Origin of the sequence: Cohaesibacter gelatinilyticus (genome assembly GCF_900215605.1) — a bacterium.
GTDB lineage: Bacteria > Pseudomonadota > Alphaproteobacteria > Rhizobiales > Cohaesibacteraceae > Cohaesibacter > Cohaesibacter gelatinilyticus.
Window position 1 is genome coordinate 170,607 of the sequence record NZ_OBEL01000005.1, and the last position, 24,930, is coordinate 195,536.

General features: G+C 50.7%; 20 protein-coding genes and 1 tRNA gene. 16 read left to right on the plus strand and 5 right to left on the minus strand.

Annotated elements, in window-relative coordinates; all coding sequences use genetic code 11:
- Positions 1-159 precede the first annotated feature (159 nt).
- Complete coding sequence (locus CRO57_RS18515) at positions 160-1,755, minus strand: GMC family oxidoreductase (protein WP_097154981.1); 1,596 nt, start codon at positions 1,753-1,755, stop codon at positions 160-162.
- Positions 1,756-1,932: 177 nt separating this feature from the next.
- On the opposite strand from CRO57_RS18515, the gene CRO57_RS18520 reads away from it, so the two are divergent.
- From CRO57_RS18520 to CRO57_RS18535, 4 genes are all read left to right on the plus strand, one after another.
- On the plus strand, positions 1,933-3,096 hold the full coding sequence (locus CRO57_RS18520; protein WP_244580147.1) for a TRAP transporter substrate-binding protein: 1,164 nt from the start codon (positions 1,933-1,935) through the stop codon (positions 3,094-3,096).
- 210 nt (positions 3,097-3,306) lie between these two features.
- Positions 3,307-3,975 carry a TRAP transporter small permease gene (locus CRO57_RS18525; RefSeq protein WP_097154983.1) on the plus strand — a complete coding sequence of 223 codons (669 nt, stop codon included), beginning with the start codon at positions 3,307-3,309 and terminating at the stop codon, positions 3,973-3,975.
- Positions 3,975-5,333: a TRAP transporter large permease gene (locus CRO57_RS18530; protein WP_097154984.1), complete on the plus strand. Its 1,359-nt coding sequence runs from the start codon at positions 3,975-3,977 to the stop codon at positions 5,331-5,333. The genes CRO57_RS18525 and CRO57_RS18530 overlap by 1 nt, the downstream gene beginning before the upstream one ends.
- Positions 5,334-5,346: 13 nt before the next feature.
- Positions 5,347-6,123 (plus strand): IclR family transcriptional regulator, encoded by a 777-nt coding sequence (locus CRO57_RS18535; protein WP_097154985.1) that lies wholly within the window; start codon positions 5,347-5,349, stop codon positions 6,121-6,123.
- A 466-nt stretch (positions 6,124-6,589) separates the two neighbouring features.
- Here the strand turns inward: CRO57_RS18535 and pdxR are convergent, their stop codons facing one another.
- Positions 6,590-8,110 (minus strand): MocR-like pyridoxine biosynthesis transcription factor PdxR, encoded by a 1,521-nt coding sequence (gene pdxR / locus CRO57_RS18540; protein ID WP_097154986.1) that lies wholly within the window; start codon positions 8,108-8,110, stop codon positions 6,590-6,592.
- Between pdxR and CRO57_RS18545 the strand changes: the two genes are divergently transcribed.
- The 6 genes from CRO57_RS18545 to CRO57_RS18570 all read left to right on the plus strand — a co-directional run bounded on the left by CRO57_RS18545 (position 8,088) and on the right by CRO57_RS18570 (position 13,706).
- Positions 8,088-9,272, plus strand: coding sequence for a TRAP transporter substrate-binding protein (locus tag CRO57_RS18545; RefSeq protein ID WP_244580148.1), 1,185 nt, complete (start codon positions 8,088-8,090; stop codon positions 9,270-9,272). The two genes, pdxR and CRO57_RS18545, sit on opposite strands and share 23 nt — an antisense overlap.
- 94 nt (positions 9,273-9,366) lie before the next feature.
- A complete protein-coding gene (locus CRO57_RS18550; RefSeq protein WP_097154988.1) occupies positions 9,367-9,942 on the plus strand; it encodes a TRAP transporter small permease in 576 nt (191 codons plus the stop codon).
- Positions 9,942-11,282: a TRAP transporter large permease gene (locus tag CRO57_RS18555; protein ID WP_097154989.1), complete on the plus strand. Its 1,341-nt coding sequence runs from the start codon at positions 9,942-9,944 to the stop codon at positions 11,280-11,282. Before CRO57_RS18550 ends, CRO57_RS18555 begins: the two co-directional genes overlap by 1 nt.
- A gap of 13 nt (positions 11,283-11,295) precedes the next feature.
- Positions 11,296-11,790 (plus strand): universal stress protein, encoded by a 495-nt coding sequence (locus CRO57_RS18560; protein WP_097154990.1) that lies wholly within the window; start codon positions 11,296-11,298, stop codon positions 11,788-11,790.
- A 17-nt stretch (positions 11,791-11,807) separates the two neighbouring features.
- The gene (locus CRO57_RS18565; protein WP_097154991.1) at positions 11,808-12,194 is read left to right on the plus strand and encodes a nuclear transport factor 2 family protein; all 387 of its coding nucleotides are present in this window, start codon (positions 11,808-11,810) and stop codon (positions 12,192-12,194) included.
- Positions 12,195-12,308: 114 nt separating this feature from the next.
- Complete coding sequence (locus CRO57_RS18570) at positions 12,309-13,706, plus strand: NAD(P)/FAD-dependent oxidoreductase (RefSeq protein ID WP_097154992.1); 1,398 nt, start codon at positions 12,309-12,311, stop codon at positions 13,704-13,706.
- 179 nt (positions 13,707-13,885) lie between these two features.
- Here CRO57_RS18570 and CRO57_RS18575 read toward each other — a convergent pair whose 3' ends face one another.
- Positions 13,886-14,911 (minus strand): LacI family DNA-binding transcriptional regulator, encoded by a 1,026-nt coding sequence (locus CRO57_RS18575; RefSeq protein WP_097154993.1) that lies wholly within the window; start codon positions 14,909-14,911, stop codon positions 13,886-13,888.
- Positions 14,912-15,086: 175 nt separating this feature from the next.
- On the opposite strand from CRO57_RS18575, the gene xsc reads away from it, so the two are divergent.
- From xsc to pta, 3 genes are all read left to right on the plus strand, one after another.
- A complete protein-coding gene (gene xsc / locus CRO57_RS18580; RefSeq protein WP_097155181.1) occupies positions 15,087-16,871 on the plus strand; it encodes a sulfoacetaldehyde acetyltransferase in 1,785 nt (594 codons plus the stop codon).
- 265 nt (positions 16,872-17,136) lie between these two features.
- Positions 17,137-18,186 (plus strand): YeiH family protein, encoded by a 1,050-nt coding sequence (locus CRO57_RS18585; RefSeq protein WP_097154994.1) that lies wholly within the window; start codon positions 17,137-17,139, stop codon positions 18,184-18,186.
- A gap of 27 nt (positions 18,187-18,213) precedes the next feature.
- Complete coding sequence (gene pta / locus CRO57_RS18590; protein ID WP_097154995.1) at positions 18,214-19,224, plus strand: phosphate acetyltransferase; 1,011 nt, start codon at positions 18,214-18,216, stop codon at positions 19,222-19,224.
- Positions 19,225-20,023: 799 nt separating this feature from the next.
- Here the strand turns inward: pta and CRO57_RS18595 are convergent.
- Positions 20,024-20,099 (minus strand) — tRNA-Ala (locus CRO57_RS18595).
- 253 nt (positions 20,100-20,352) lie between these two features.
- Positions 20,353-20,730: a TIGR02300 family protein gene (locus CRO57_RS18605; RefSeq protein WP_097154997.1), complete on the minus strand. Its 378-nt coding sequence runs from the start codon at positions 20,728-20,730 to the stop codon at positions 20,353-20,355.
- A gap of 214 nt (positions 20,731-20,944) precedes the next feature.
- On the opposite strand from CRO57_RS18605, the gene aroA reads away from it, so the two are divergent.
- From aroA to rpsA, 3 genes are all read left to right on the plus strand, one after another.
- On the plus strand, positions 20,945-22,285 hold the full coding sequence (aroA, locus tag CRO57_RS18610; protein ID WP_097154998.1) for a 3-phosphoshikimate 1-carboxyvinyltransferase: 1,341 nt from the start codon (positions 20,945-20,947) through the stop codon (positions 22,283-22,285).
- Between the two features lie 18 nt (positions 22,286-22,303).
- Entirely contained in the window at positions 22,304-22,945 is a 642-nt protein-coding gene (cmk, locus tag CRO57_RS18615; protein WP_097154999.1) for a (d)CMP kinase, read from the plus strand.
- A gap of 261 nt (positions 22,946-23,206) precedes the next feature.
- Positions 23,207-24,898, plus strand: a complete 1,692-nt coding sequence (rpsA, locus tag CRO57_RS18620) for a 30S ribosomal protein S1 (RefSeq protein ID WP_097155000.1) — start codon at positions 23,207-23,209, stop codon at positions 24,896-24,898.
- The last annotated feature ends 32 nt before the right edge of the window (positions 24,899-24,930 follow it).

The window sequence follows — 24,930 nt, forward strand, 5'->3', positions numbered from 1 at the left end:
GAGCCCTGGCTATTGGCACGTGGTGCTGTTTTGGACCGAGGATATTTTTCGACTTCCAACGGAGCAATTACCGAAGATATTGTACTTCCGCACTTCGAGAGGCACGTACAAAATCCTACCGACGTCAGCTGGTCGTGGTTTGGTATCAAAAAAAACCAACTAAGGCTGTTTCAAGATAAGCTCACTAGCTTTCTCTCCAATCATGATTGCCGGTGCATTCGTATTGCCGGAAACAATTTCTGGCATGATCGAACAATCGGCTACCCGCAATCCCTCAATTCCATGCACCCGCAAGTTCGCATCAACGACTGCATCAGCACTCTGCCCCATTTTGCAGGTGCCTGTGGGATGATAAATTGAGGCTGTGTTGCTGCGCACCCAGTCCAGTGTTGCGTCAAAATCATCCATCGGCAAATCTGAGTTAGGTCTAAACTCTTCCGAGATCTTTGATGAGAGTGGCTTGTGACGGGCGATGCTGCGGGCGATATTCACCCCAGCCACGGCAGTACGACAGTCGGTTTCCGTAGACAGGTAATTTGGAATGATCTTGGGATAGATATTCGGATCACCGGAAACAAGGCGGATTTCGCCTTTGCTCTCTGGACGCAATTGGCAGACTGACATGGTAAACGCAGAGAAAGCGTCTGCGCCCTTGCCTGGATTTTCTGCCGAAAGAGGCTGAACATGGAACTGGATATCGGGGGTTTCCAGTCCCTCATGGGTTCTCATGAAGCCCGTTGCAAGACTGGCAGCCATGGTCATTGGGCCAGACCGGAACAGGGCATATTTCAAACCGATTTTTGCCTGGCCAAATAGAGTGCGGACCTCATCATTCAGGGTTGGTTCATTGCATTTGTAGACAAGACGCGCCTGCAAGTGGTCCTGCAGATTCTTGCCAACACCATAAAGATCCTTCTTGACCTCGATACCATGGTCTGCAAGTTGAGCGGCCTCTCCGATTCCCGACATCATCAGAATTTGCGGTGAATTGATGGAGCCGCCAGACAAAATGATTTCACGACGTGCTGCGATACGCTTAGTGTCACCCGAACGATCTTTATATAGGACCGCGACCGCACGCCCCTCCTGAATATCCACCTTTTGCACCATTGCATGGGTGATGATTTTGAGGTTCTCACGTTTTCTCACCGGGTTTAGATAGGCAACTGCGGAACTACAGCGGCGGCCATTTTTGGCAGTGAGCTGGAAAAAACCAACACCCTCTTGAGAGGCACCATTGTAATCGGAGTTAAAAGGATAGCCTGCAGCCTGCGCCGCAGCGACCCAAGCATCAGTGATCGGACGTTGAATACGCATGTTGGAAACCGCAAGCGGGCCTGTGTCTCCATGATATTCATCACCACCACGCTCGTTATTCTCGGACCGTTTGAAAAGCGGCAGTATATCTTCCCAGCTCCAGCCCACATTGCCCATCTGGCGCCAGCGATCATAATCCTGTGGTTGACCGCGCACATACAAAAGACCATTCAATGAAGAGGAGCCACCCAACACCTTGCCACGGGGCCATTCAATGGAGCGACCATTGAGACCTGGATCGGGCTCTGTCTTGTAGCACCAATCAACGGAAGGGTTGTGTATCGTTTTGAAATAACCGACCGGGATATGGATCCAAGGGTTGAGATCACGCCCGCCTGCCTCCAGTAACACCACATTATTATTAGGGTTTTCACTTAACCGGTTCGCAAGAACACATCCTGATGACCCTGCTCCAACTATGACAAAATCTGCTTCCACGACCAATCCTCCGTCTCTACTTCAAAAAAAGTTCTATACAATCTGCGAGAAATAAGCTAGCTATTTTTGATACAAAACGTCTCAATAAATGACTCAAGGGAGGAAGCCATGAGTATTACAGGCAAATTTAGCCGTATATCGCGGAGGGATCTGTTCAGGGTTGCAGGAGCTTACGGGATGAGTTCCACGCTGCTTGCAGCAGGTAGCTTTGGCGGGGCAATGAGCCTTGCCAATCTCGCAACAGCAGCGGAATCAACCTATAAAAAACGATATTCCAAGCCTGCCAAACACACTCTGAAGTTCGGCGCATCTGGCTTTAACGCACGCAACCTTCTGATCGAACGAGCCGGAGCCCTGGAATTTGCACGCGACCTGGAAGCCCGCACAGACGGCGAGATCAGAATTGAGTTCATCGGCGACAACCAGATTTGCGGACAGTTGAGCTGTGTTGAGAAAACCCAGCAGGGCATTGTCGATATCTATGCAGCGTCAACACAGAATTCAGCTGGCGGTGCCCCTTACCTGAACGTGCTGGATTACGCCTTCATGTTCCCGGGCCGTGCCTCACAATACCACTTCCTCTATCATCCAAAGAGCCAGCAAATCCTGCGTGATCCACTGGAAAAACGCCACGGCCTGAAATTCCTGTTCAGCCATTGTGAACTGCGCGGCATCCAGTTGGGCCTGAAATATAAAGACAAGCCAACCATCACCAAGCTGGAACAGTTATTTGGCACCAAGAATCGCGTGACCGGAACCCAGCTGGGCCGGATTGCCATGAAGGCATTGAACCTGAACCCGGTCCCGGTTGCCTGGGAAGAAACCCTTGATGGTTTGAAACAGGGCCTGATCGATGGTGCGGAAACCTGGGCGTCAGCAGTAGCCTATGCCAATATGTCGCCAGTGGTCAGCCAGTCGGTCGATCTGAAATTCTTCTGTGGTACCGAACATACTTCGATGTCAGCCAAAGTCTTTGACAGCCTTGAAGGCTATTTGCAGGATGCGGTGATGGAAAGCGCATATTGGGCCCAGGCCCATGTGCAGGCAGCAAATGAAGCTGCTCTGGTCAAAACTGTCGGTTTCTCTGACCCGCAACTACCAGGCACCATGTTCGTCGAAAATGACGTGCGTCCCGCCTTCTTGCCGGACAGCGAAATCCGCATGGCAGAGGAAATGTGTTCGCCTGAATTCCAGCCACAATTATGGGAGCAATGGCGCGACCGTCTCAACAAATGGGCTGGTGGCATCGATACCTATCAGGAAATCTATAACATCGCGCGCGAAGTTGACAAAGACATGAAGCCGGAAAATGTAGAACCGCGCCGCTGGTGGAAGGCCTGATCAGGGCTTGTGTGCCAGAATGAAGCTCTGGAAAATCAAAACAGATTTCACATTCCGGCGCGCTTTGAAAAAAATAGGCAAACAGCAACTCACATCACTCAAGAACCAATAGAATTGCTTTAAGCCACAAAGATCGGCCCCCGACGCAAGCTTATGCGCCGGGGGCCGTGCCTCCGGACGGGAGAACCGGAGATTTTATGGGAGGAATAAATGACGCTCTGGTCTGATATCGGTGCGATTCTCAGTGCATTTGCTTCACAAGACAGTTGGGAAATTCGAAATGCTCTGGAAAGTAATGCTGCCTGGGTGTTGGGCACCATTGCAGCCGCTCTTAGCGGTTTTCTTGTGATGTTCATCTATCGGCTGGCGCCGCTCCTGGACCGTCATCTGGAACGGACCATCATGGTATGGAGCTATCTGGCAATCGCCATGATTATCTTTTGGGGTGTGATTGATCGTTTCGTCTTTAAGAACCAGGAACCCTGGTCCACCACCATCCCGCCTTTGCTATTCATGATCATGGCCTGGTTCGGGGCGGCTTTTAACGTTCGACTACGCACACATCTGAGTTTCTCCGAGTTCCGTTCCCGAATGCCGCGCTGGGCGCAAATGAGTTGTCTCACACTGGATGCAATATTGTGGTTCATTTTTGCAGTGATTGTTTTTGTCACCACCACCCGGCTCACTGCCTTGTCGGCCTCCAACTTCCAGATCGTGCTTGGCACCGACAGCGTGCTGCAATGGTGGTTCCTGATCACCGCACCTCTATCCTTTATCCTGATGATCGCCCGTGTATTCGAAAACCTGTTCGATGATATTCGAAATTTCCGAAGCGGCGAACCGTTGATCAAACAGGCTGTAATCGGAGGAGATGTATAATGGCTGATGGAACCTGGATTACGTTGATTTCACTTGGGGTCTCTTTGCTGTTCATGCTGGGCGTGCCAGTTCTGCTTGTGATCGGATATTGGGTGATCGGATGTTCCTTCGTGTTGGGTCTGACACTCGATAATATGGGTGCGGAGCTTTTGAACGTCTTCAACAAGGGCTTTGCACTTTTGGCGATGCCTCTCTTCATCCTGACAGGTGATCTGATCAATCAATCAGGCATTGCCCGGCGACTATCGGACTTTGCCTATGCTTGTCTTGGATGGATGCGGGGCGGTCTGGCCATGGCATCGCTTGGTGCCTGCGGACTGTTTGCGGCAATCTCGGGATCGAACTCCGCCACCACGGCCACCATCGGTTCCATGCTACATCCGGAAATGGTCAAGGGTGGCTATGACGAACGCTTTTCTGCTGCGACAGCCGCCGCGGGTGGTACAGTTGGTATCATCATTCCGCCATCAATCATCTTCATTGTTTATGGCTTCCTGATGAACCTGCCGGTCTCGGAATTGTTTGTCGCCGGTATTATCCCAGGTGCCATGATGGTCATCGGCATGCAGCTCGCCTGTTGGATCATTTGCACACGAAACGGTTGGGGTTATTTGATCTCACTACGACTGAACCGGGTCCTGAAAACCGCCTTTGGGGCCTGGCTTGGCTTCTTTGCGATCGGTCTTGTCCTGTGGGGTATATATACTGGCAAATTCTCCCCCACCGAAGCGGCAGGAGTGACGGTTGGTTTTTGTGTGATTGCAGGTGTTCTGTCCTGGTTGGTGACCAAGATGACAGGCATACGCAGTTTCAAAAGCTGGGAAGAAAAGTCTTTTGCTGAAATGCTTCTGGTTGAGGGCTTCACGATCCCCCAGATCCCTTCAATTGTGGTGCGTTCGGCTCAGATTACCGGTATTCTGGCACCGTTGATCGCCATTTCTGTGGTCATGCAGCAAATCCTGTCACTATTGGGTGCCCAGCAGGCCGTCGGGGATTTTGTGACATCAATGGGCGGCTATTATGCCGTTCTGTTCACTTCCATGGTCATCGTATTCTTCTCCGGCATGGTGCTGGAAAGCCTGCCGGTCACCATCATTCTGGCTCCAATCTTGGCCCCGATTGCTGCTTCGGTCGGCATAGATCCTATCCATTTCTCGGTGATCTTTCTGGTTGGCGCCTCCATTGGCTTTATCACGCCTCCCTACGGGCTCAATCTATATGTCGCATCTGGAGTAACAGGTGTTCCATATTTCAGATTACTTCGTTATACCGTACCTTATCTTGCGGCCCTGATTGGGGTGTGGTTACTGGTATCCCTTGTTCCCGACCTCGCCTTGATGTTGCTGCCCAACAAATAGGTAACATGCACTCATGGTAGAGGATGGTCTGTCAGACAAAAAAGAGGGGCAAATCCCCACCAACCTACGTCTTTTGATACTCGTTGAAGAAGTCGTCAGGCGCGGTGTGGCGGTAAAACCCTCTGAGATGATCGAGGCAATGGGCCTCCCCAAGCCAACCGTTCATCGTCTGATGCAAACCGCCGAAGCTGAAGGCTTTCTGCAACGTGATCTGGATGCCCGGGCTTATGGCCCGGGTCCCCGGCTGAGAAAACTGGCTCTGAATACGATGTCTTCAGAGCATCTGCGCACTGCGCGTCTCAGTATCCTGAAGGGCATTGCCGAAGATCTGGGAGAGACCTGCAATTTGGCCACGCCTGATCGGGAAGGCATGACTTACCTCGATCGCGTGGAAACCAAATGGCCATTGCGCATTCAGCTACCAATTGGTACCCGGGTCCCATTCCATTGTACGGCCAGCGGAAAGATGTATCTCTCGACACTCAAAGCCAGCGCACAGGAAGCAATATTGCGTGCTCAACCGCTTGAAGCGGCCACCAACCAGACCTGCATCGACGCAGATGCCCTCGGTTCAGAACTGGAGGCCATCGCTAGCCGTGGATATTCTACCGATGACGAGGAATTCATTACCGGTATGGTAGCCGTCGCAGTTCCGGTTTGGGATGCTCACCAACGATTGCTTGCAACACTCTCGGTCCATGCTCCGGTTCAACGACACAGTTTGAAGGATCTGACAGAGTTCCTCCCCTCATTGCAGCAAGGCGCGGCAGAATTGTCAAAACTGACTTGATGCCAAAATGCTTTATACCAACGAGGGGGAACAATAACCCATAGGATGCTTTTCGATTGTTTGCTGACAAGGCAGCTTTCGACGGACAATGCCGGGGCATTTTCGGAAGAAAGATAACGACGTTCAGCGAGCAATCGAAAAGCACCAAAGGCCGGATTTTCAAGCTTCGTGGACTGCGTCGCCGCTGCCTTGTGGTCAGTCAGACCAAGACGGCACCCGCTCCTTGTCACAAAACCTGAAAAGTTCGGTCATATGGGGCATTCTTTCCCCTCGTTGGTATTGGTTGCTTTGAAGTGCTCAGATAGAGGAGCCAATAACAAAATCAAGGTAGTTCCTTTTTGTAGTCATTGGGTTGATGGATGAATGATTCAGGGGAAATGTGAATGCTTTATACGGACATACTTTAATACTGGAAAATATAGATGACCCAAAATAGAGTAAAAATATCTTTGCATTGAGCATCACCTCAGTACACTACTGACCCTTCAGTTGTTTTGCTGTTTTTATTTTTAATTTCACTCAGAACATCTTGAATTTTCGCCACACCATCTTCAATTTTATCCAATGCAATACTGGAATATCCCAGTCGGAAATAAGGGCATGGACTTGGAGGAGTAGAAAAGAAGGGATGACCTGGTTCAATCAGGACACCATGTGCCTCAAGTCTTTGAGCAAAGATCTTGCTATCCAGAAAATCTGGTCCTTTGATCCAAAAACTGGTTCCTCCATGCTGACTTTTACCTACCACTTGCAAATCTGTTTTGATCAAAGCTGCGCTCAATGCTTCGCTACGTTCACGCATGGCTTCGCGCATCTTGACGATGAGGGCATCATAATATCCCTGAGCCAGAAAATAGGCTGTGGTTCGCTGCATGTGCCCTGGAGGGTGGCGCAGCATCATTGTGCGCATTGTGCGTGCCTGACGGATGACTGGTTCGGGCGCAACGATATATCCAAGTCGAAGTCCTGGAAAAATTGACTTGGAAAAGCTACCCACGTAAAGCACGCGACCAGATCGGTCCAATGATTTCAGGGCCGGACTGGGAGCTTGCAGGAAGCTGAGCTCGAACTCATAATCATCCTCCACAACAACGAAATCGTCTTTCTCCGCCAGATCCAACAGTTTCCGCCGTCGATCCATCGGCATGGTTACGCCAGTGGGGACGTGGTGAGACGGTGTGACAAACACACAATTGGTTTCTGGCGGAATGCAGGATGGATCCAGACCTTGCGTGTCAATTTGCAACCCCTTGGTGGGGACATCAGCAAAGCGCAGCATTTCCGGAACATCTGGATAGCCCGGCTCCTCATATATGAAAAGCTTCCGGTTATGTTTGAGGATATCGATGATGATCCAAAGAGCATTTTGCGCGCCCATCGTAATCAAAACCTGCTCCTTTGTGGCCTGAATTCCACGACGGGGAAGCGTGCGGTTACAGATATAGTCAACCAGCATGGGATCATCTTCACTGGCCCAGTCCCCGGCTAGCAGGTCAAACTCCTTGGCTCCCAAGGCTCGTCTGGCGCAATCTCGCCAAGCCGTATGATTAAACAAAGACCTATCCATTTGCCCATACAAAAATGGGTATGGATAGGTACCCCAGTCCCGTCTCTTAACGATTGTTCTGAGCCGCACGTGATCTTGTCTGAGCCGTTTTGACCACTGCAACTCATCGATTTCCTGCCCCTCCTGATCGGATTTTACGCGTCGGCGCGGCGCATTTGGCGATACGGCATAGCCCGATCTGGACATGGGGATCAAATAATTTTGAGCGACCAGCTCATTGTAAGCCAGCGTCACCGTCAGCCGTGAAATACCCAAAAATTTGGCCAGTGTCCGACTGGAAGGAAGCCACGTACCAGCAGGTATATGATTTTGAAGTATAAGGGAAACCACCGAAGTGATCAGCTGTGCTTGCAGTGGAATCGTAGCCTTTTTGTCGATGAAAAACAGGTCCGGTGGAATGCGATTTTTTTTATTGGACATGGCGTTTCCCCGCACAAAAATCGATCTGGACTTAAATGAGATTTTAACTGGATATATCAATCAGGGATTATACGCAAGTATCCTTCGGGCAACGGAAATAAGAAAAATCAAATATTACTACTTTCTATATCAAAATATCTGGGAGGATATCATGGCCTTTTCAATCAAAGGTTTGAAAACCGCTGTATTTGCAGCGGCTCTGGCAGTAGCAGTATCGCCAGTCTCGGCGAAAAACTTTAAGATTGCCGTTGGTGATGGCGCTGGTGGGACGCAAGAAGCACTTGGTAAAGCATTCATTGAAGCTCTTGAAAAAAATTCAAATAAAAAACATACGGCTACTCTTTTTCTGAATGGTCAGCTTGGATCAGAGCAAGATACAGTTAATAATGCTGCCATGGGAGCATTGGATTTTTCTATTCTAGCCATTAACAATATAACACCTTTTTCTCCAAGTGTTGGCACTTTAACTTTGCCATATGTAATTCTAAGCTTGGAGGACGCGCAGAAAGTCACGACTGGACCTATTGGCCAGCAGCTTGTCAAGAACACGATCCGTGATGCCAATGTGCGTATCATCGGCTGGGCTTATTCTGGCTTCCGTGTGTTGTCGAACTCAAAAAAGCCAGTGAAGTCCGTGGCTGATCTTGATGGCCTTGTCGTGCGTGTTCCAAAGAATGCGATCATGATCGAGACCTATAAGTCTTGGGGTATCAATCCAACTCCAATGGCCTGGTCTGAGACTTTTGCCGGTCTGCAGCAAAAAGTGGTTGATGGGCAGGACAACCCATACATCACCATCAATGCGATGAAGTTCTATGAAGTACAGAAATACGTCACGAACCTTCGCTACATCTTCTCGATCGAACCGCTGGTCGTATCCGAAAGCCTGTTTCAGGACCTGTCAAAAGAAGATCAGCAAGCTGTTCTTGAAGCCGGTAAGGCAGCAACAGCTTTCTCTGCCAGCTTCCTGAAAGAAACAGAAGATCGCATCAAGAAAGAACTGTCTGAAAAAGGCATGGAGATTTCTGATCCTGCCGATGGTGAGAAAGAGTTCATCGACAAAGCAACCAGCACTGTGTGGCCGAAATTTTACGAGAGCATCGGCGGCAAAGACAAGCTGAATGAAGTACTGACTGCACTGGGTCGTGAAACCGTCAAGTAATGTCCTCCCATTGTGACACCTTAATCCCGGGGATCCTTCGCGGCCCCCGGGATTAAGGATCCCTTTGTCTCATGAATGGGATAGGAGCCGACTGATGACCCATTTTCTCAAATTCTGTGACCGTTTGGAAAGTTATATCTGTCGCTTTCTGCTCGTTTGCTTCGTCTCTCTTCTCTTCACTCAAGTTGTGTCTCGTCAAATATTTGGAACATCGATCACCTGGATTGAAGAATTATCAGTCTTCATGTTTGTCTGGTTCGTCTATTTTGGAGCCAGTTACGCCGCCCGAATTTCAGCTCATAACCGCGTTTCATTTCATTTTCGCTGGTTGCCAGCAAAGGTCGGAGTTTGGCTGGAAGCGTTTGCCGATCTCATCTGGGTGAGCTTCAATATCTACTTTGTCTATCTGGCCTACGACTTCATCTTCTTCCGGATGAACAAGTTTTGGAAAGCACAAACGTTGGGTGTCGAGCTGAAATACATCTATCTGGTGCTCCCAATAGCTTTCGCACTGATGACCATACGCATTCTACAAGTGAATTATCTCAAGCTCGTCAAGGGCGTGGACATCAAAGACCCCGACAAGATCGATTTGCCGCTTGAGGATGAGCTGAATGATGTCGATGGCACATCAGCCACAAACAACACCAATAACGGAGGAAAGGCATAATGGAGACCGCAATTGTCTATGTCCTGTTTGGCTCTTTTCTCGGATTGTTGCTGATTGGTGCCCCCATCACGGTTGCACTGGGTGTCGCATCGCTCATAACGACCTTCTATCTGGAAGAAAACCCCGTTAAGTTTGTCCAGATTGCTTTCACTTCTGTGGGATCCTTTCCGCTGATGGCATTGCCCGCCTTTATCCTGGCTGGGGCCTTGATGGAAGCAGCTGGCTTGTCTCGTCGCCTTATCAATGTAGCGGAGAGTTTTGCTGGTCCCTTTACAGGGGGTATCGCTGCCTCGACTGTTGTGGCGTGCCTGTTCTTTGGTGCTATTTCCGGCTCTGGTCCTGCGACAACAGCTGCCGTTGGCATGCTCATGATCCCCGCCATGATCAAACGCAACTACTCCCCTGGCTACGCGTCATCGCTGACGGCCGCTGCAGGTGGTCTTGGTATTGTTATTCCCCCTTCTATTCCGATGGTTATTTTCGGAATTTCCGCCCTTGGCATGATTCCGCCTCCAGCTGCAGTTGAGAAGTTTGGCACATTCCAGTCCGTCTCAATTTCAAAGCTGTTCATCGCGGGCTTTGTTCCTGCCTTCATCATGGCGACCTGCTTGTTGGTTATGAATTATCTTCTATGCCGCAAGCATGGTTACAAGGGCACCAGTTCTGCCATGGATTTTGGGCATATCTTCCAAGCAATCCGTGAGGGCTTCTGGGCTCTGATGGCTCCGCTCGTCATTCTCGGCGGAATCTATTCCGGTTTCTTCACGCCGACCGAAGCGGCAATTGTAGCCATCTTCTTCACACTATTTGTCGGCGCATTCATCTATCGCGAACTGGATTGGAAAGCGGTCAGTTCTTCACTGGAAACAACAACCTGGTTGTCCGGGCGGGTGCTCTTGATCCTGTTCACCGCAACTTTGTTTGGTCGCATCCTGGTGGAGAACCAGATCCCGGCCATCATTGCAGATGGCATGCTGTCACTGACCGAGAATGTCTATTTCATCTGGATCATGATCATAGCCTTCCTGTTGTTTGTCGGTATGTTCATGGAAACTCTGGCCACGATCCTGATCCTGGTGCCGGTGATGTTACCAGTCGCATATAGCGTTGGTATCGACCCAATCCATTTCGGTGTGGTGATGATCTGCTCCCTGTCAATCGGGTTCCAGACTCCACCTTTGGGAGAAAATCTTTTCATCGCATCGGGCATCTCAAATGTCTCGATCGAGGAAATATCCATCAAGGCTCTGCCATTCGCTGTGGTCAATATCATCGCAGTGTTGCTGATCGCCTTCTTCCCTGAACTGTCCCTGTGGCTCCCACGTCTGATGGGCTATTGAGGAGGCTTGTCTCATGATTAGAGAAATCAACCGCATACTCTATGCAACCGACCTTACCGACAATGCAGCCTATGCCTTTGAATATGCTGCCGGTTTGGCAAAATCTCTGGATGCTGAAATCCATGTCATTCATGTGGTCGAAGCTCTGAGCGATGATCAACGGGTAACCCTGACATTGTTCATCCAGAATGAAAAAGCCCGTGAAGAAGCCTTGCGACGGCGGGTCGATACGGCAACGGAGCTTCTTCATGAGCGACAGGACAAATTTTGGGAGTCGCTTGATGAGACAGAACAGGTCATCCGCGACAAGGTCGCGTCAGTTCGAGTCTTGGAGGGCTTTCCAGCTGAATCCATTCTGCATGAAGCGGAAGCCCTGGATTGCGACATGATCCTGATCGGAGCGCATGCTCATGGCTTCAGCCATACCTTTCTTGGCTCGATTGCCAAGCGGGTTCTACGCCGTTCCACCATTCCCACCTTTGTGGTGCCTTTCAAAGACGAACTCTGACAATTGGAGTAATGAGAATGTCAAACACACTTACTGCAGAAGATCTTGCAGCAACTTTTGATGCCTTCAACCAGCATGATGTTGATGCTGTCATGAAGGTTTTTGCTGACGATGCAGTCTTTTACACCGTTGGTGGTGCAGAGGTTTACGGAACCAAGGTCGAAGGCAAAGACGCTATCGCAGCAGCCTTCAGTGCGGTATGGGCTGGAATGAAGGATGCTCATTGGGACCATCATAGCCATTTTGTGCATGGAGACCGGGCTGTGTCCGAATGGACCTTCACCGGCACCAATGCCCAAGGGCAGCGTGTCGAAGCACAGGGTGCAGATCTCTTCACCGTGCGTGATGGCAAAATCATCGTCAAACAAGCATTCCGCAAAGATCGGCCTCTACAAGCCGGTTGAGCCTGTCAGGAAAGCTGAAGGGCCTTGGCCAGTCTTGGGCCCTTCACTCTGCAAAGAATGGCGCATCTTGCCGAGAATGACGGCGGATGCTCTATCAGTTGAAGGATTTTTGGTATGGATCAGAACAAGATAAAGACAGCTCGTGATCAAGAACAATATGATCCGCTCTTTGATCCGCTCACCAATAAGGGGCCGGGATGCAATCAGGCCTATGCCCCTACTTACTGGATTGATACCGCAGGACAACCGCCAGAGGACGATGGGCCGGTCTCTTGCGATCTGGATGTGGAAGTTGCGGTCATTGGCTCAGGATATACCGGCCTGAGCTGCGCGCTGCATCTGGCAAAGGACCATGGTATAGATGTCCATGTGCTAGAGGCCAATCAGGTAGCATGGGGTTGCTCTGTTCGAAATGGCGGGCAGGCTCAGATCTCGTCCGGGCGATTGAAGCGATCCGAATGGATTGCTCGTTGGGACCTGGATACAGCGAAAGCCTTACATCGAGAGGTCAGTGAAGCTTTTGATCTCTTCCGCTCTTTGATCAAGGACCATGAGATTGATTGTAATCCGCAAGATGGTGGTCACTATTATGTGGCGCATCGTCAATGGATGATGCCAAAGCTGGAAAAAGAAGCCGCACTTCTCAATGACAGCTTTTCCTATGGCGCGAAAATACTCTCAGCTGAGACCTATCGCAACGAAATAGCCAACGACCACGAGGCACAAGGTGCCATGTGGGAGCCGGACGGCGTGGCCATTCATGCTGCCAAATATGCATTTGGTCTTATGGAAGCTGCTCGCAACGCAGGGGCAAAAATCCATACCGCCAGTCCGGTCACCCATTGGGAAACAAAGCACGGCAAACACTATCTGCACACGCCTGGCGGTATTGTAAGAGCCCGTAAGGTATGCGTCGCAACTTCTGCTTACATTCCACGCAATTTACATCGCAAAACCAAAGATCGACTGATGCCGGTATTGTCCAACTCCGTTGTGACACGCGTCCTGACGGACGATGAGTTGGCTGCATGTGGCATCAAGGTCACCTGTCCGCTTACCGATACCCGTGTTCTACGCCATTACTTCCGATTGTTGCCAGACAATCGGATTCAGATCGGATCGCGCAGTTCCATCACCGGATCTGATGCTGACAATCCCAAACATCTGGCAGCTCTGTGTGAAGGATTGGCTCGCAAGTTCCCCGTACTACGGGACGTGAAACTGGATTATTCTTGGTGGGGATGGGTGGATGTCAGCCACGACATGATGCCGCGCATCACTCAGCCTGATCTGCAAGAACAGATGTTCTACGCTATGGGATATGGAGGCAATGGTGTCATGTATTCAGCCATGGCCGGAAAGCGAATGGCAGATCTTGCGATGGGCGTTCCGACCCCGGACCTACCTATTTGCGGATCTGAACTGCCTCATGAAGGCATTTTGACCCCATTCCGTCGCCTCGGTCAAAGATGGTTATACCAGTGGTATCATTATCGCGATGAGCGTCGCTGAGTGCGGGCAAATTCCTGTAAAGGCAGCTCGAACTATCAAGGTGTCTGGACTTGCAGAACGTGCTTGATCAATGGGTCCTGAACCCAAATACCAAACATGGCAAAGAGCTTGAATGGCGGTGATCCATTTGAGCTCTTTCATTTGGGTTTGTCGTTGTCAGGTGAGGTTTCGCAATCGCCTTATGGTGCTGTGTGAGTTGATCCGCGAACGACCAAGGACACATCAAGCTTGGATCGCATGATGCTGGTGACATTTTGTTCTGCTATGGAAATTGCCAGGTGATGCATGGCTTGTCGCCCGATATGGCGGGCGGGTATGCGAACTGTGGTTAAGCCCGGCTCCAGATCGGCAGATCCAGGGAAGTCACCAATCCCCACGATCGACAATTCTTTTGGCACATCCAATTTCAAGCGTTGGGCGGCGAAAAGAGCAGATTTGGCAATAAGATCATTGCCGCAAATCAGGGCTGTTGGCAGGTTATCGCGAGAGAGCAAGGACAGGCAGACCTGCTTGGCCTGCGAGACATCATAAAGTGCTTCCACGGCCCATTCTTCAGATGCTTGCAGACCAGCATCCTTGAGGGCAGCCACCGCCCCAGCATTACGGGCACGGGCGCGGTCATTTTCTTCTGTCGGCGGCATGGCGAGACCGAATTTGGTATGGCCGAGATCAATCAAATGCTTGGCAGCCAGATAGCCTGCTTCAAAATTGTCGACACCGACACAGGAAAGGCGCGATTTGTCATTGAAATTCCACATGGCGATGGATGGAATATTTTGCTGCTCGACCAACACATAGGTCGCGTCCAGATGATCAAGTCCAATAAGAGCAATTCCATCGACTCGATGTTCGAGCAGTTTGCGCAGAACCGACTCTTCCTTTTTGAGATTGAAGCCATGGGTGGCGATGAGAATGGTGAAACCCTTGTCGTCTGCTACTTCGGTGAAAGCCTGAATCAATTCGGAAAAAATGGCATTGGTCACCACCGGCACCACCAGTCCGATCGTGCCGCTACGCTTGCCGTGAATGGTCTGAGCAGCACGATTGCGAATGTATCCAAGATTGCGCACAGCGTCTTCAATGCGCTTCAGGGTAGTGGGTTTGACCAGATCGGGATGATTGAAGCTCCTCGAAACCGTAGCTGGTGAAACACCAGCCTGTTGAGCAACTGCAAAAATATCGATCTTATCTTTTTGTTTTTTCATGCGAATTCTCTCTTATGAAAAAATTTATGAAAACGTTTGCATTATTATTTTCATACCATATCCTGAGTGTCAAGAAAACAAAAATCCTCGTCATCAACAAGGCAACTCTTCGCTGACATTGATTGATAGGAAGCTTGTTGAACCGCAATTCAGACCAATTGGAGGGTTGAACAAAATGGTAAAGATGACAACCGAAGAGGCTTTCATCAAAGTCTTGCAAGCACACGGCATTGAGCATTCCTTTGGCATCATCGGATCTGCCATGATGCCGATTTCAGATCTGTTCCCTGCTGCAGGGATCAAGTTCTGGGATTGCGCTCATGAATGTAACGCAGGCATGATTGCAGATGGTTACACTCGTTCTACCGGTAAAATGTCCATGGTCGTTGCTCAGAACGGTCCTGGCATTACCAGCTTGGTGACCCCGATCAAGACCGCTTACTGGAACCACACTCCACTTCTGCTGGTAACCCCGCAGGCTGCAAACAAGACCATCGGTCAGGGTGGTTTCCAGGAAGTGGAACAGATGGCCCTGTTTGAAGACATGGTTGCCTATCAGGAAGAAGTTCGCGACGCCAGCCGCATGGCTGAAGTTCTGAACCGTGTGATCCTGCAGGCAAAGCGTGCTTCTGCGCCTGCCCAGATTAATATTCCACGCGATTTCTGGACCCAGGTCATCGATATAGATCTGCCTCAGATTGTTGAATTCGAGCGTCCTGGCGGCGGTGAAGAAGCCATCAATCGTGCAGCAGAGCTGCTGTCCAATGCCAAATTCCCTGTTATCCTCAATGGTGCTGGCGTTGTGATTGGCGGCGCGATCGATGAATCTCGTCAATTGGCAGAGCGTTTGACTGCTCCTGTGTGCTGTGGCTATCAGCACAATGATGCCTTCCCCGGCACACATCCACTGCATGCCGGTCCTCTGGGCTATAACGGCTCCAAGGCAGGTATGGAACTGATTTCCAAAGCAGACGTGGTTCTTGCTCTTGGCACGCGTCTGAACCCATTCTCCACCCTGCCAGGTTATGGTATTGATTATTGGCCAAAAGATGCGGCGATCATTCAGGTGGATATCAATCCGGACCGTATCGGCCTGACCAAACCTGTTAGCGTTGGTATCGTTGGTGACGCAAAGAAAGTGGCGACTTCCATTCTTGAGCGTTTGTCTTCTACCGCAGGCGATCATGATCGTGACGGCCGCAAAGCTCTGATCTCACAGACCAAATCTGCATGGGCTCAAGCCCTGACCTCCATGGATCATGAAGATGACGATCCAGGCACCACGTGGAATGAGCGCGCTCGCGGCCGTGAGCCGGAAAAGATGTCTCCTCGTATGGCTTGGCGGGCAATCTCTGCGGCTTTGCCGAAAGATGCGATCATCACATCTGATATCGGCAACAACTGTGCAATTGGCAATGCTTATCCGAGCTTCGAAGAGGGCCGCAAATACCTTGCTCCTGGTCTATTCGGCCCTTGTGGTTATGGTCTGCCAGCAATCTGTGGCGCAAAGATAGGTCGTCCGGATATACCAGTGGTTGGTTTTGCTGGTGACGGTGCTTTCGGCATCTCGATGAACGAGATGGTATCCGTTGGTCGTGATGACTGGCCGCCTATCACGATGGTGATCTTCCGCAACTATCAGTGGGGCGCTGAAAAACGCAACACCACCTTGTGGTTCGATGACAATTTTGTCGGAACCGAACTCGACACCAATGTGTCCTATGCGGGCATTGCAAAAGCATGTGGTCTGGAAGGTGTTGCTGTCTTCTCCATGCAGGAGCTGACCGAAGCACTGTCCAAGGCTGTAGATGACCAGATGAATAATGGCAAAACCACTTTCATCGAAGTCATGCTCAATCAGGAACTGGGCGAGCCATTCCGCCGCGATGCTATGAAAAAGCCTGTTTCTGTGGCCGGCGTCGACATCAACGACATGGTTCTGCAAAAAGGCGCTCTCTAATCGCAAGCCTTATGCGCGAAGGGTTGGGCAGTTTATCCATCGGCCCAACCCATCCGACCAGGATATGGAATGCCAGGCATTGACAAGGAACCGTTTGCGTTCCTCCAGACCTTGTCCGTCTGGCATTCCGAGCATAGCCGGATTTTCCCCCAATCTCTCACATTCGGCTATGCATCAATTTTTTCGAAATTTCCGCGGGGTGATTGGTCGATAGCTATTAATAGCTGACTCTTTTCGAAACATTTTGCCATATCAGAGGTTTCAAATGGGCATTTCATTGACACAGACCTTGCAATCCAAACTTCCAGAATTGCGCTTGGCTGTTCCCGGCTTTTTGATCTGTCTGGTAGTTGCCGCGACCGCACAATTCCTGTCTGACCATTATGGCGCCCCAGCCATGTTGATGGCATTGCTCCTTGGCATTGCGCTGAATTTTCTGGGAGAGGAAGGCCGAGCGGTCAAAGGCATTGCACTGACAGCTAAAACTGTTCTGCGTATTGGAGTTGCTCTGCTCGGCGCCAGAATTTCCGTAGACTTGTTGATGGATCTGGGACCGCAGTTGATTAGCCTGGTGGTTGGCGGTGTGATCCTGACCATTTTATTTGCCCTCACCGTTGGTAAGTTATTTGGGTTTGACAGCAAATTCTCATTTCTGACCGGCGGCTCTGTTGCGATTTGTGGGGCGTCTGCAGCTATGGCCATCGGCGCAATCCTGCCCAAAAATAACAACGATAGCGAAGGTGAGGATTTCTCGGAGCGCAATCTGATTTTCACCGTTCTTGGCGTAACCGTGCTCTCAACCATTGCCATGGTGCTCTATCCTATCCTGTCGAGCCTGTTTGAATTTGACACCCGCCAGAGTGGTGTCTTCCTCGGCGGTACTATTCATGATGTGGCGCAGGTTGTTGGTGCGGGCTTCTCCATTTCCAATGAGACCGGCGAAGTGGCCACCTTGGTCAAGCTCATTCGCGTGACCATGCTTGCCCCAGTGGTTCTGGTCGCAACCTTGGTCATCCGCGCCCGCTATAACGGTGCCAGCCAGACCGGTGCATCCAAGCCACCATTGCTGCCTATGTTTGTGATCATGTTCCTGATTTTGGCAGGCCTGAACAGCGCCCATCTGATTCCGCAAATTCTGGTTGATTGGGCTGGCGTTGTGTCCCGTTGGGCTCTGCTCACCTCTATTGCAGCCGTTGGCATGAAAACTTCCCTCGGCAAGGTGCTGGAAGTGGGTGGTCCCGCCATTGGTTTGATCGTTCTGGAAACCATTTTCATTGCAGGTGTCATCATTGCTGGCCTGCAATTGCTGACCTAGCCCGCGAGGCTGCTAAGGAGATCTCCGATGAAACCTCTTGAAAGACTCTTTCATCTCGCAAAGGAAAAGCCTCGCCATATCGTATTGGCTGAAGGAGAAGATCCACGCATTCAGGAAGCGGCCATTCGGGCCAGTGAAGATGGTCTGAGCCGCATAACTCTTTTGGGGCGCAAGGATCGGATCAGCAAAGACCTGATGGTCTTTGGCGACAAAGCCAAGGATATCGCTATCATCGAACCGGAAACCAGCCCACAATTGGCACATTATGCCGAACTCTTTCATAAAAAACGTGCCCATAAGGGCGTCGATGCCAATAAAGCGTTGGCTGCAATGAAAGAACCGCTGAACTATGCCGCCATGATGGTGCATACAGGCGATGCGGATGGAACGATTGCTGGTGCGGTTGCGACAACGGCTGATACGATCCGCTCAGCTCTGCAGATCATTGGTAAGGCCAAGGATAGCAATATCGTTTCCAGCTTCTTCTTGATGCTGGCCTGCGCCCCCCACCATACCGGCCACAAAAAGGGCAAAGGTGGCATGATTTTCTCTGACTGCGGTCTCGTGGTGGAACCGGATTGTGAGGAGCTGCAATCCATAGCGCTATCGTCGGCCCAATCCTGCAAGGCTTTGTTGGGTCAGGATCCTCAGATAGCGATGCTATCCTTCTCCACTTCTGGCAGCGCTGCCCATCCACGTGTGGCCGTGGTGCAGGAAGCCGCGACGCAATTGCAAGAAAATCACCCAGAATTGGTCGTGGGTGGTGAGCTTCAGTTTGATGCGGCGTTTGAGAAATCAATCCGTGCTTCTAAAGCACCTGATAGTCCCCTGGAAGACCGTCCCAATGTCTTCATTTTTCCCAATCTTGATGCCGGCAATATCGGCTATAAAATCGCGCAACGTATCGGTGGCATGACCGCGATCGGACCTGTTTTGCAAGGTCTGGCCAAACCCGCCAACGATCTGTCCCGCGGCTGCTCTGTCGATGACATTCTAGCCCTGATTGCCGTCACGACAGTGCAGATCCACCAGATCTGAAAGCATGGGCCAGAAGGGAATGAGTATCATGGTGAAGACGGCCCTCGCGCAATTTCTTCAATGCGCGCTTCAAGTCCGATTTCGGAAACCTTCATTGACACAGCCGTAGAGACGGATGTGTTACGGAATGACGATTTCAACGGGACGGAGCAGGACAGGGCCGGATATTTTCAACAAACAGCATCCAGGGGATTTCGCTGTTACTCTGCTAAGGCATTTCCAACTCCCATTCGGAACAAGCACTCACTATAACGGGTCTCGAAGAACTACATTTCGATGGGCTTGTTGTATCAGATACCGGAATTGATAATCGTGTTTTGCTATGTATGGAGTTTGAAGCCGATGGCTGGGCGCTCGTAAACCATCTTTCAGCATGCATGGGATCAGCGCGGGGTACAGATCGATTTCATACAAGATGCGCTTCACCAAGCATTAGAAGATGTCGAGAAAAAAGAATAAGCCTTGGTCAAGCGGATTGTCAGCGCGGATAGTGATGCTCTGGTTACAGCTTATGAGAAGCACCTGAAAAGTCTGGATAGTGAGAAGCTACGTATAGTCTCAAAACTCAAAGAATCAGACAAATCGGCATGCAGCTTCGTGGACATTATCGAACCGGGTATCAAATTCCTGGAAAACCCTTGGAACTTATGGACTTCTGGGCAAATTTCGTTGCGGAGACTTGTCCTGAGATTGGCCTTTGCAGACCCCATGACCTATGGTCGAAATAAGGGTTATCGAACCGCAAAAACTACATTACCTTTCAGACACTTAAGTGACTTGAAACAAGGGAATGGTAAAATGGTGGAGCTAAGCGGGATCGAACCGCTGACCTCGTGAATGCCATTCACGCGCTCTCCCAACTGAGCTATAGCCCCACATCTTTGACTGGTATGCACCGATCAGGTGGTGAGGCGGAACATAGTCAGGGATTTTTTTGAAATCAATCCCTTTTTTGTCTGATATGCAAATCTTTCCCCAGTCGAGTAGATTTCTGTCAAAGCACGCAATTCTCTGAATTCTGCGAGACGACAGACCCATAGAAGCCAAAAGAAAACGCGACAGAATTCTGCCGCGTTCGCATGCATTTGGTCTGTTGATGAAGGAACAAGAATGCTGGTCTAAGCGTTCTTATTCTTCATCATTGGATGGAACTGCCACATCCAGACCAATATTGGCCATGGAATCTTCATCTTCCTCGTCATCAAGGAAAACATCGGCATCGTCGCTGCTGGAATCATCATCCAGATCTGGTACTTCAATGCTGGAGGCCTGCTCGGCATCGGCATCTTCCAGGGAGATAACTTCGGCATTTGCTTCCGCAGCGCCTTCTTCAACCTCGACCTCGGTGCTTTCTTCTTCAATCTCTGGCACTTCAGGAGCTGCTGGTTTTGCAAGCTCAAAGATGGTGCCACATTTTGGGCAGGTGATAGGATCGCGATTCAGATCGTAATATTTGGCATTACAGTCCAAACAAATCCGCTTGGTGCCAAGTTCTGGTCGTGCCACAGCTTTGCCTCTTTGCCTAGATTCTTGTTTCAAAAACTCTGAAGACCTCCATTAGACAACCTTAAGCGGCCTGTCAAAAGCAAAAACGACCCAATTGCTGCAAAAACCCACAATTGTCCTGATATCAAGGTGACCAACACTAAAAAATCGTGTAAATGCGAGCGCGATTGGCTTTTTGCAAACAGCCGCCCCGGATGCGGCCGATAGGCATATTATGGCACATGATGCCTCAAACATGACACCATTATCCTCTCTTCGTTCAGATGGTCTGAAAGGAAAGCTTCAGGTCCCGGGCGATAAATCCATTTCACATCGTTCGCTGATCTTTGGTGCTTTGGCCAAGGGTGAGACGGTTGTTTCCGGTTTGCTGGAATCGGAAGATGTGTTGAATACTGCAAAAGCAATGCAGGCATTTGGTGCGCAGGTTCATAAAGATGATCAAGGCCTATGGCATGTGACCGGCGTGGGAACAGGATCTCTTTTGGAACCAATCGATGTGCTGGATTTTGGCAATTCCGGTACCGGAGCTCGTCTTGTCATGGGATTGGCGGGCGCTCACGCCTTTGCTTCCACTTTCATTGGCGATGCGTCTTTGTCCGGCCGCCCGATGGGGCGGGTGCTCAATCCACTACGCGAAATGGGTGTTGAAGTCTTGGCTCGCTCCAAGGATCGGCTGCCCCTGACCATCAAGGGTGCTGATCCGGCAACTCCAATTACCTATCGAGTACCGATGGCATCGGCGCAGGTAAAAAGCTGCGTGCTGCTGGCTGGTCTGAACATGGCGGGAACCACTACTCTGATAGAGCCGGTCAAAACGCGCGATCATACCGAGAAAATGCTACGTGGCTTTGGGGCCGAACTCGGCGAAGAAATCAATGAGGCAGGTGAGACCGTTCTGACGCTCGAAGGCTTGCAAGAGCTGACAGCACAAAATGTGACGGTGCCAGCGGATCCATCTTCTGCGGCTTTCCCGATAGTTGCAGCACTTATCACGCCGGGATCCGATCTCTTGGTCGAGAATGTGCTTCTCAACGAGACCCGCACCGGGCTTTTGACCACGCTCGTTGAAATGGGAGCGAATCTAACCATTGAGAATGAACGTGAAAGTGGTGGTGAGCGCATTGGAGATATCCATGTCCGTCATTCCGATCTCAAAGGTGTTACGGTTCCTGCAGAGCGCGCGCCATCGATGATTGATGAATATCCGGTTCTCTCCGTTGCGGCCAGCTTTGCCAACGGCGAAACCCGCATGGAAGGCTTGGAAGAATTACGCGTCAAGGAAAGTGATCGCTTGTCTGCCGTAGCCGCAGGTCTGACGGCTAACAATGTTCCGCATATCGAAGGTGAGGACTATCTGGTTGTCAAAGGTGGTTCCAACCAAATCGGTGGTGGCACCGTGGTAACCCATCTGGACCACCGCATTGCCATGAGTTTCCTTGTCATGGGACTGGCTTCGCAAAAGCCTGTTGAAGTGGATGATGGTGCCGTCATCAACACGTCGTTCCCGGGCTTTGTAGATCTGATGACAGGTCTAGGCGGTAGATTTTCGGCGTGAAGGAAGAAGGATACCGCAATGATAATTGCAATTGATGGCCCCGCAGCATCGGGCAAAGGCACTCTTTCTCGCCAGCTGGCGGGGCATTTCATGCTTCCTCATCTGGACACGGGACTTACCTTTCGTGCTGTTGGTCATGCACTTCTATCAGCAGATCTGCCGCTGGATAATGAGGTGTTGGCATGCGAGATGGCGCAGAAGGTCGATCTGGGCAAACTGGATCGAAACATCCTCTCAGCTCATCATATCGGTGAGGCAGCATCCAAGGTTGCTGTCATGCCATCTGTACGCAAGGCTCTTTTGGAAGCGCAACGAAACTTCGCCAATCAGCCAGGCGGAGCCATTTTGGATGGCCGTGACATCGGCACCGTGGTTTGCCCGGATGCGGATGTAAAACTGTTTGTGACCGCATCGCCAGAGGTACGGGCACAACGTCGCACGGATGAAATACTTGGCAAAGGGCAAGACGCCGATTTCGATCAGATTCTGCAAGATGTCAAAATGAGAGACGAGCGGGACATGAACCGGGCCGATGCGCCGCTGAAACCCGCGGAAAATGCGCACTTGCTAGATACGTCAAAATTAGATATAGAAGGCGCATTCCAGCAGGCCGTGAGCTTGGTGGAAAAGACTCTTGCACAGAGATCTCTTGTCAAGTGATCAAGCAGGTATCTGAACGAAGAGGGTGCAGCATGCGCCCTTTTTGGCGTTTGATGCTTGCTATTGCAGAGTTTTTTCCTGTAGCAGCTTGTCGGGAATTCAAAAACCCATAGCCCTTTCTGGCCGGTTTCGCGCCAGACTGGTTTCATCTTCTGGGATGAGGCTGGGGTAGCTTTGATAAAAGCTACGGCGAGAAAGGCGCGTTTATACACACCAACCCAATTGGCGCGATAGGCCTGAAATGGCCATTTAGGAGATTTTATGAGCGATCTTAATCCGTCCATGGAAGATTTTGCAGCCCTTCTTGACGAATCCTTCTCCGCGGAAGAGCCGCATGAGGGTTCCGTTATCAAAGGCACCGTCGTTGGCATCGAAAAAGACATGGCCATCATCGACGTAGGTCTGAAAGTTGAAGGCCGTGTGTCTCTGAAAGAGTTTGGTGCGCAGGCAAAAGACGGTGGTCTTGAGATTGGCTCCGAGGTTGAAGTTTACCTCGAGCGTATCGAAAATGCTTTGGGCGAAGCTGTTCTGTCCCGCGACAAGGCACGTCGTGAGGAAAGCTGGGGCAAGCTGGAAAAAGCCTTCGAAGCAGAAGAAAAAGTACAGGGCGTTATCTTCAACCAGGTCAAAGGCGGCTTTACCGTCGATCTGGATGGTGCTGTTGCCTTCCTGCCACGCTCCCAGGTCGATATCCGTCCGGTCCGCGATGTTACACCTCTGATGCACACCCCACAGCCTTTCCAGATTCTGAAAATGGACAAGCGACGTGGCAACATCGTTGTGTCTCGTCGTGTTATTCTTGAGGAAACCCGTGCAGAGCTGCGCTCTGAGCTGGTACAGAACCTCAAAGAAGGTCAGACTGTTGAAGGTATCGTCAAGAACATCACCGATTACGGTGCGTTCGTTGACCTTGGTGGCATCGATGGCCTGCTGCACGTAACCGACATTGCATGGCGTCGTATCAACCACCCAAGCGAAGTGCTGTCCATTGGCCAGTCCGTTAAGGTGCAGATCGTTCGCGTCAACCAGGAAACTCATCGTATTTCCCTGGGCATGAAGCAGCTGGAAACCGATCCTTGGTCCGAAATCGAGCAGCGTTACCCAGTTGGTGAGAAATTCACCGGCCGCGTAACCAACATCACCGATTACGGCGCATTCCTTGAGCTGGAGCCAGGCATCGAAGGTCTGATCCACGTTTCTGAAATGTCCTGGACCAAGAAAAACGTTCATCCTGGTAAAATCGTTTCTACCTCTCAGGAAGTGGAAGTGATGATCCTGGAAGTTGATCCTGTAAAGCGTCGTGTATCCCTCGGCCTGAAACAGACCCTCGACAACCCTTGGGCAGTCTTTGCCGATAGCCATCCACAGGGCACCATCGTTGAAGGTGAAGTGAAGAACAAAACCGAATTCGGTCTCTTCATTGGTCTGGAAGGCGAAGTCGACGGCATGGTTCACCTGTCCGATCTGGATTGGAACCGTCCTGGCGAGCAGGTTCTGGAAGAGTATAACAAAGGCGATATGGTCAAAGCTGTCATCCTCGATGTGGATGTTGACAAAGAGCGTATCTCCCTTGGCATCAAGCAGCTGGAAAGCGATCCGTTTGAAGATGCTTCTGGCGAACTGAAGCGCGGTGCGGTTATCACTTGTGAAATCACCGAAGTGAAAGAAAACGGTCTGGAAGTTAAAGTAACTGACTCCGATATGACTGCGTTCATTCGTCGTGGTGATCTGGCTCGTGACCGTGGCGATCAGCGCACTGACCGTTTCCAGGTCGGTGAAAAAGTTGATGCACGCATCACTCAGTTCGACAAAAAATCCCGCAAGCTGTCCGTGTCCATCAAGGCACTGGAAGTTGCAGAAGAGAAGGAAGCCATTGCACAGTTCGGTTCTTCCGATGCTGGCGCATCCCTCGGCGATATTCTTGGTGCAGCTCTGAAAGCGCGCGACGAGTAAGTCGATGCTTCATAATTGAAGCTTCCAAATCT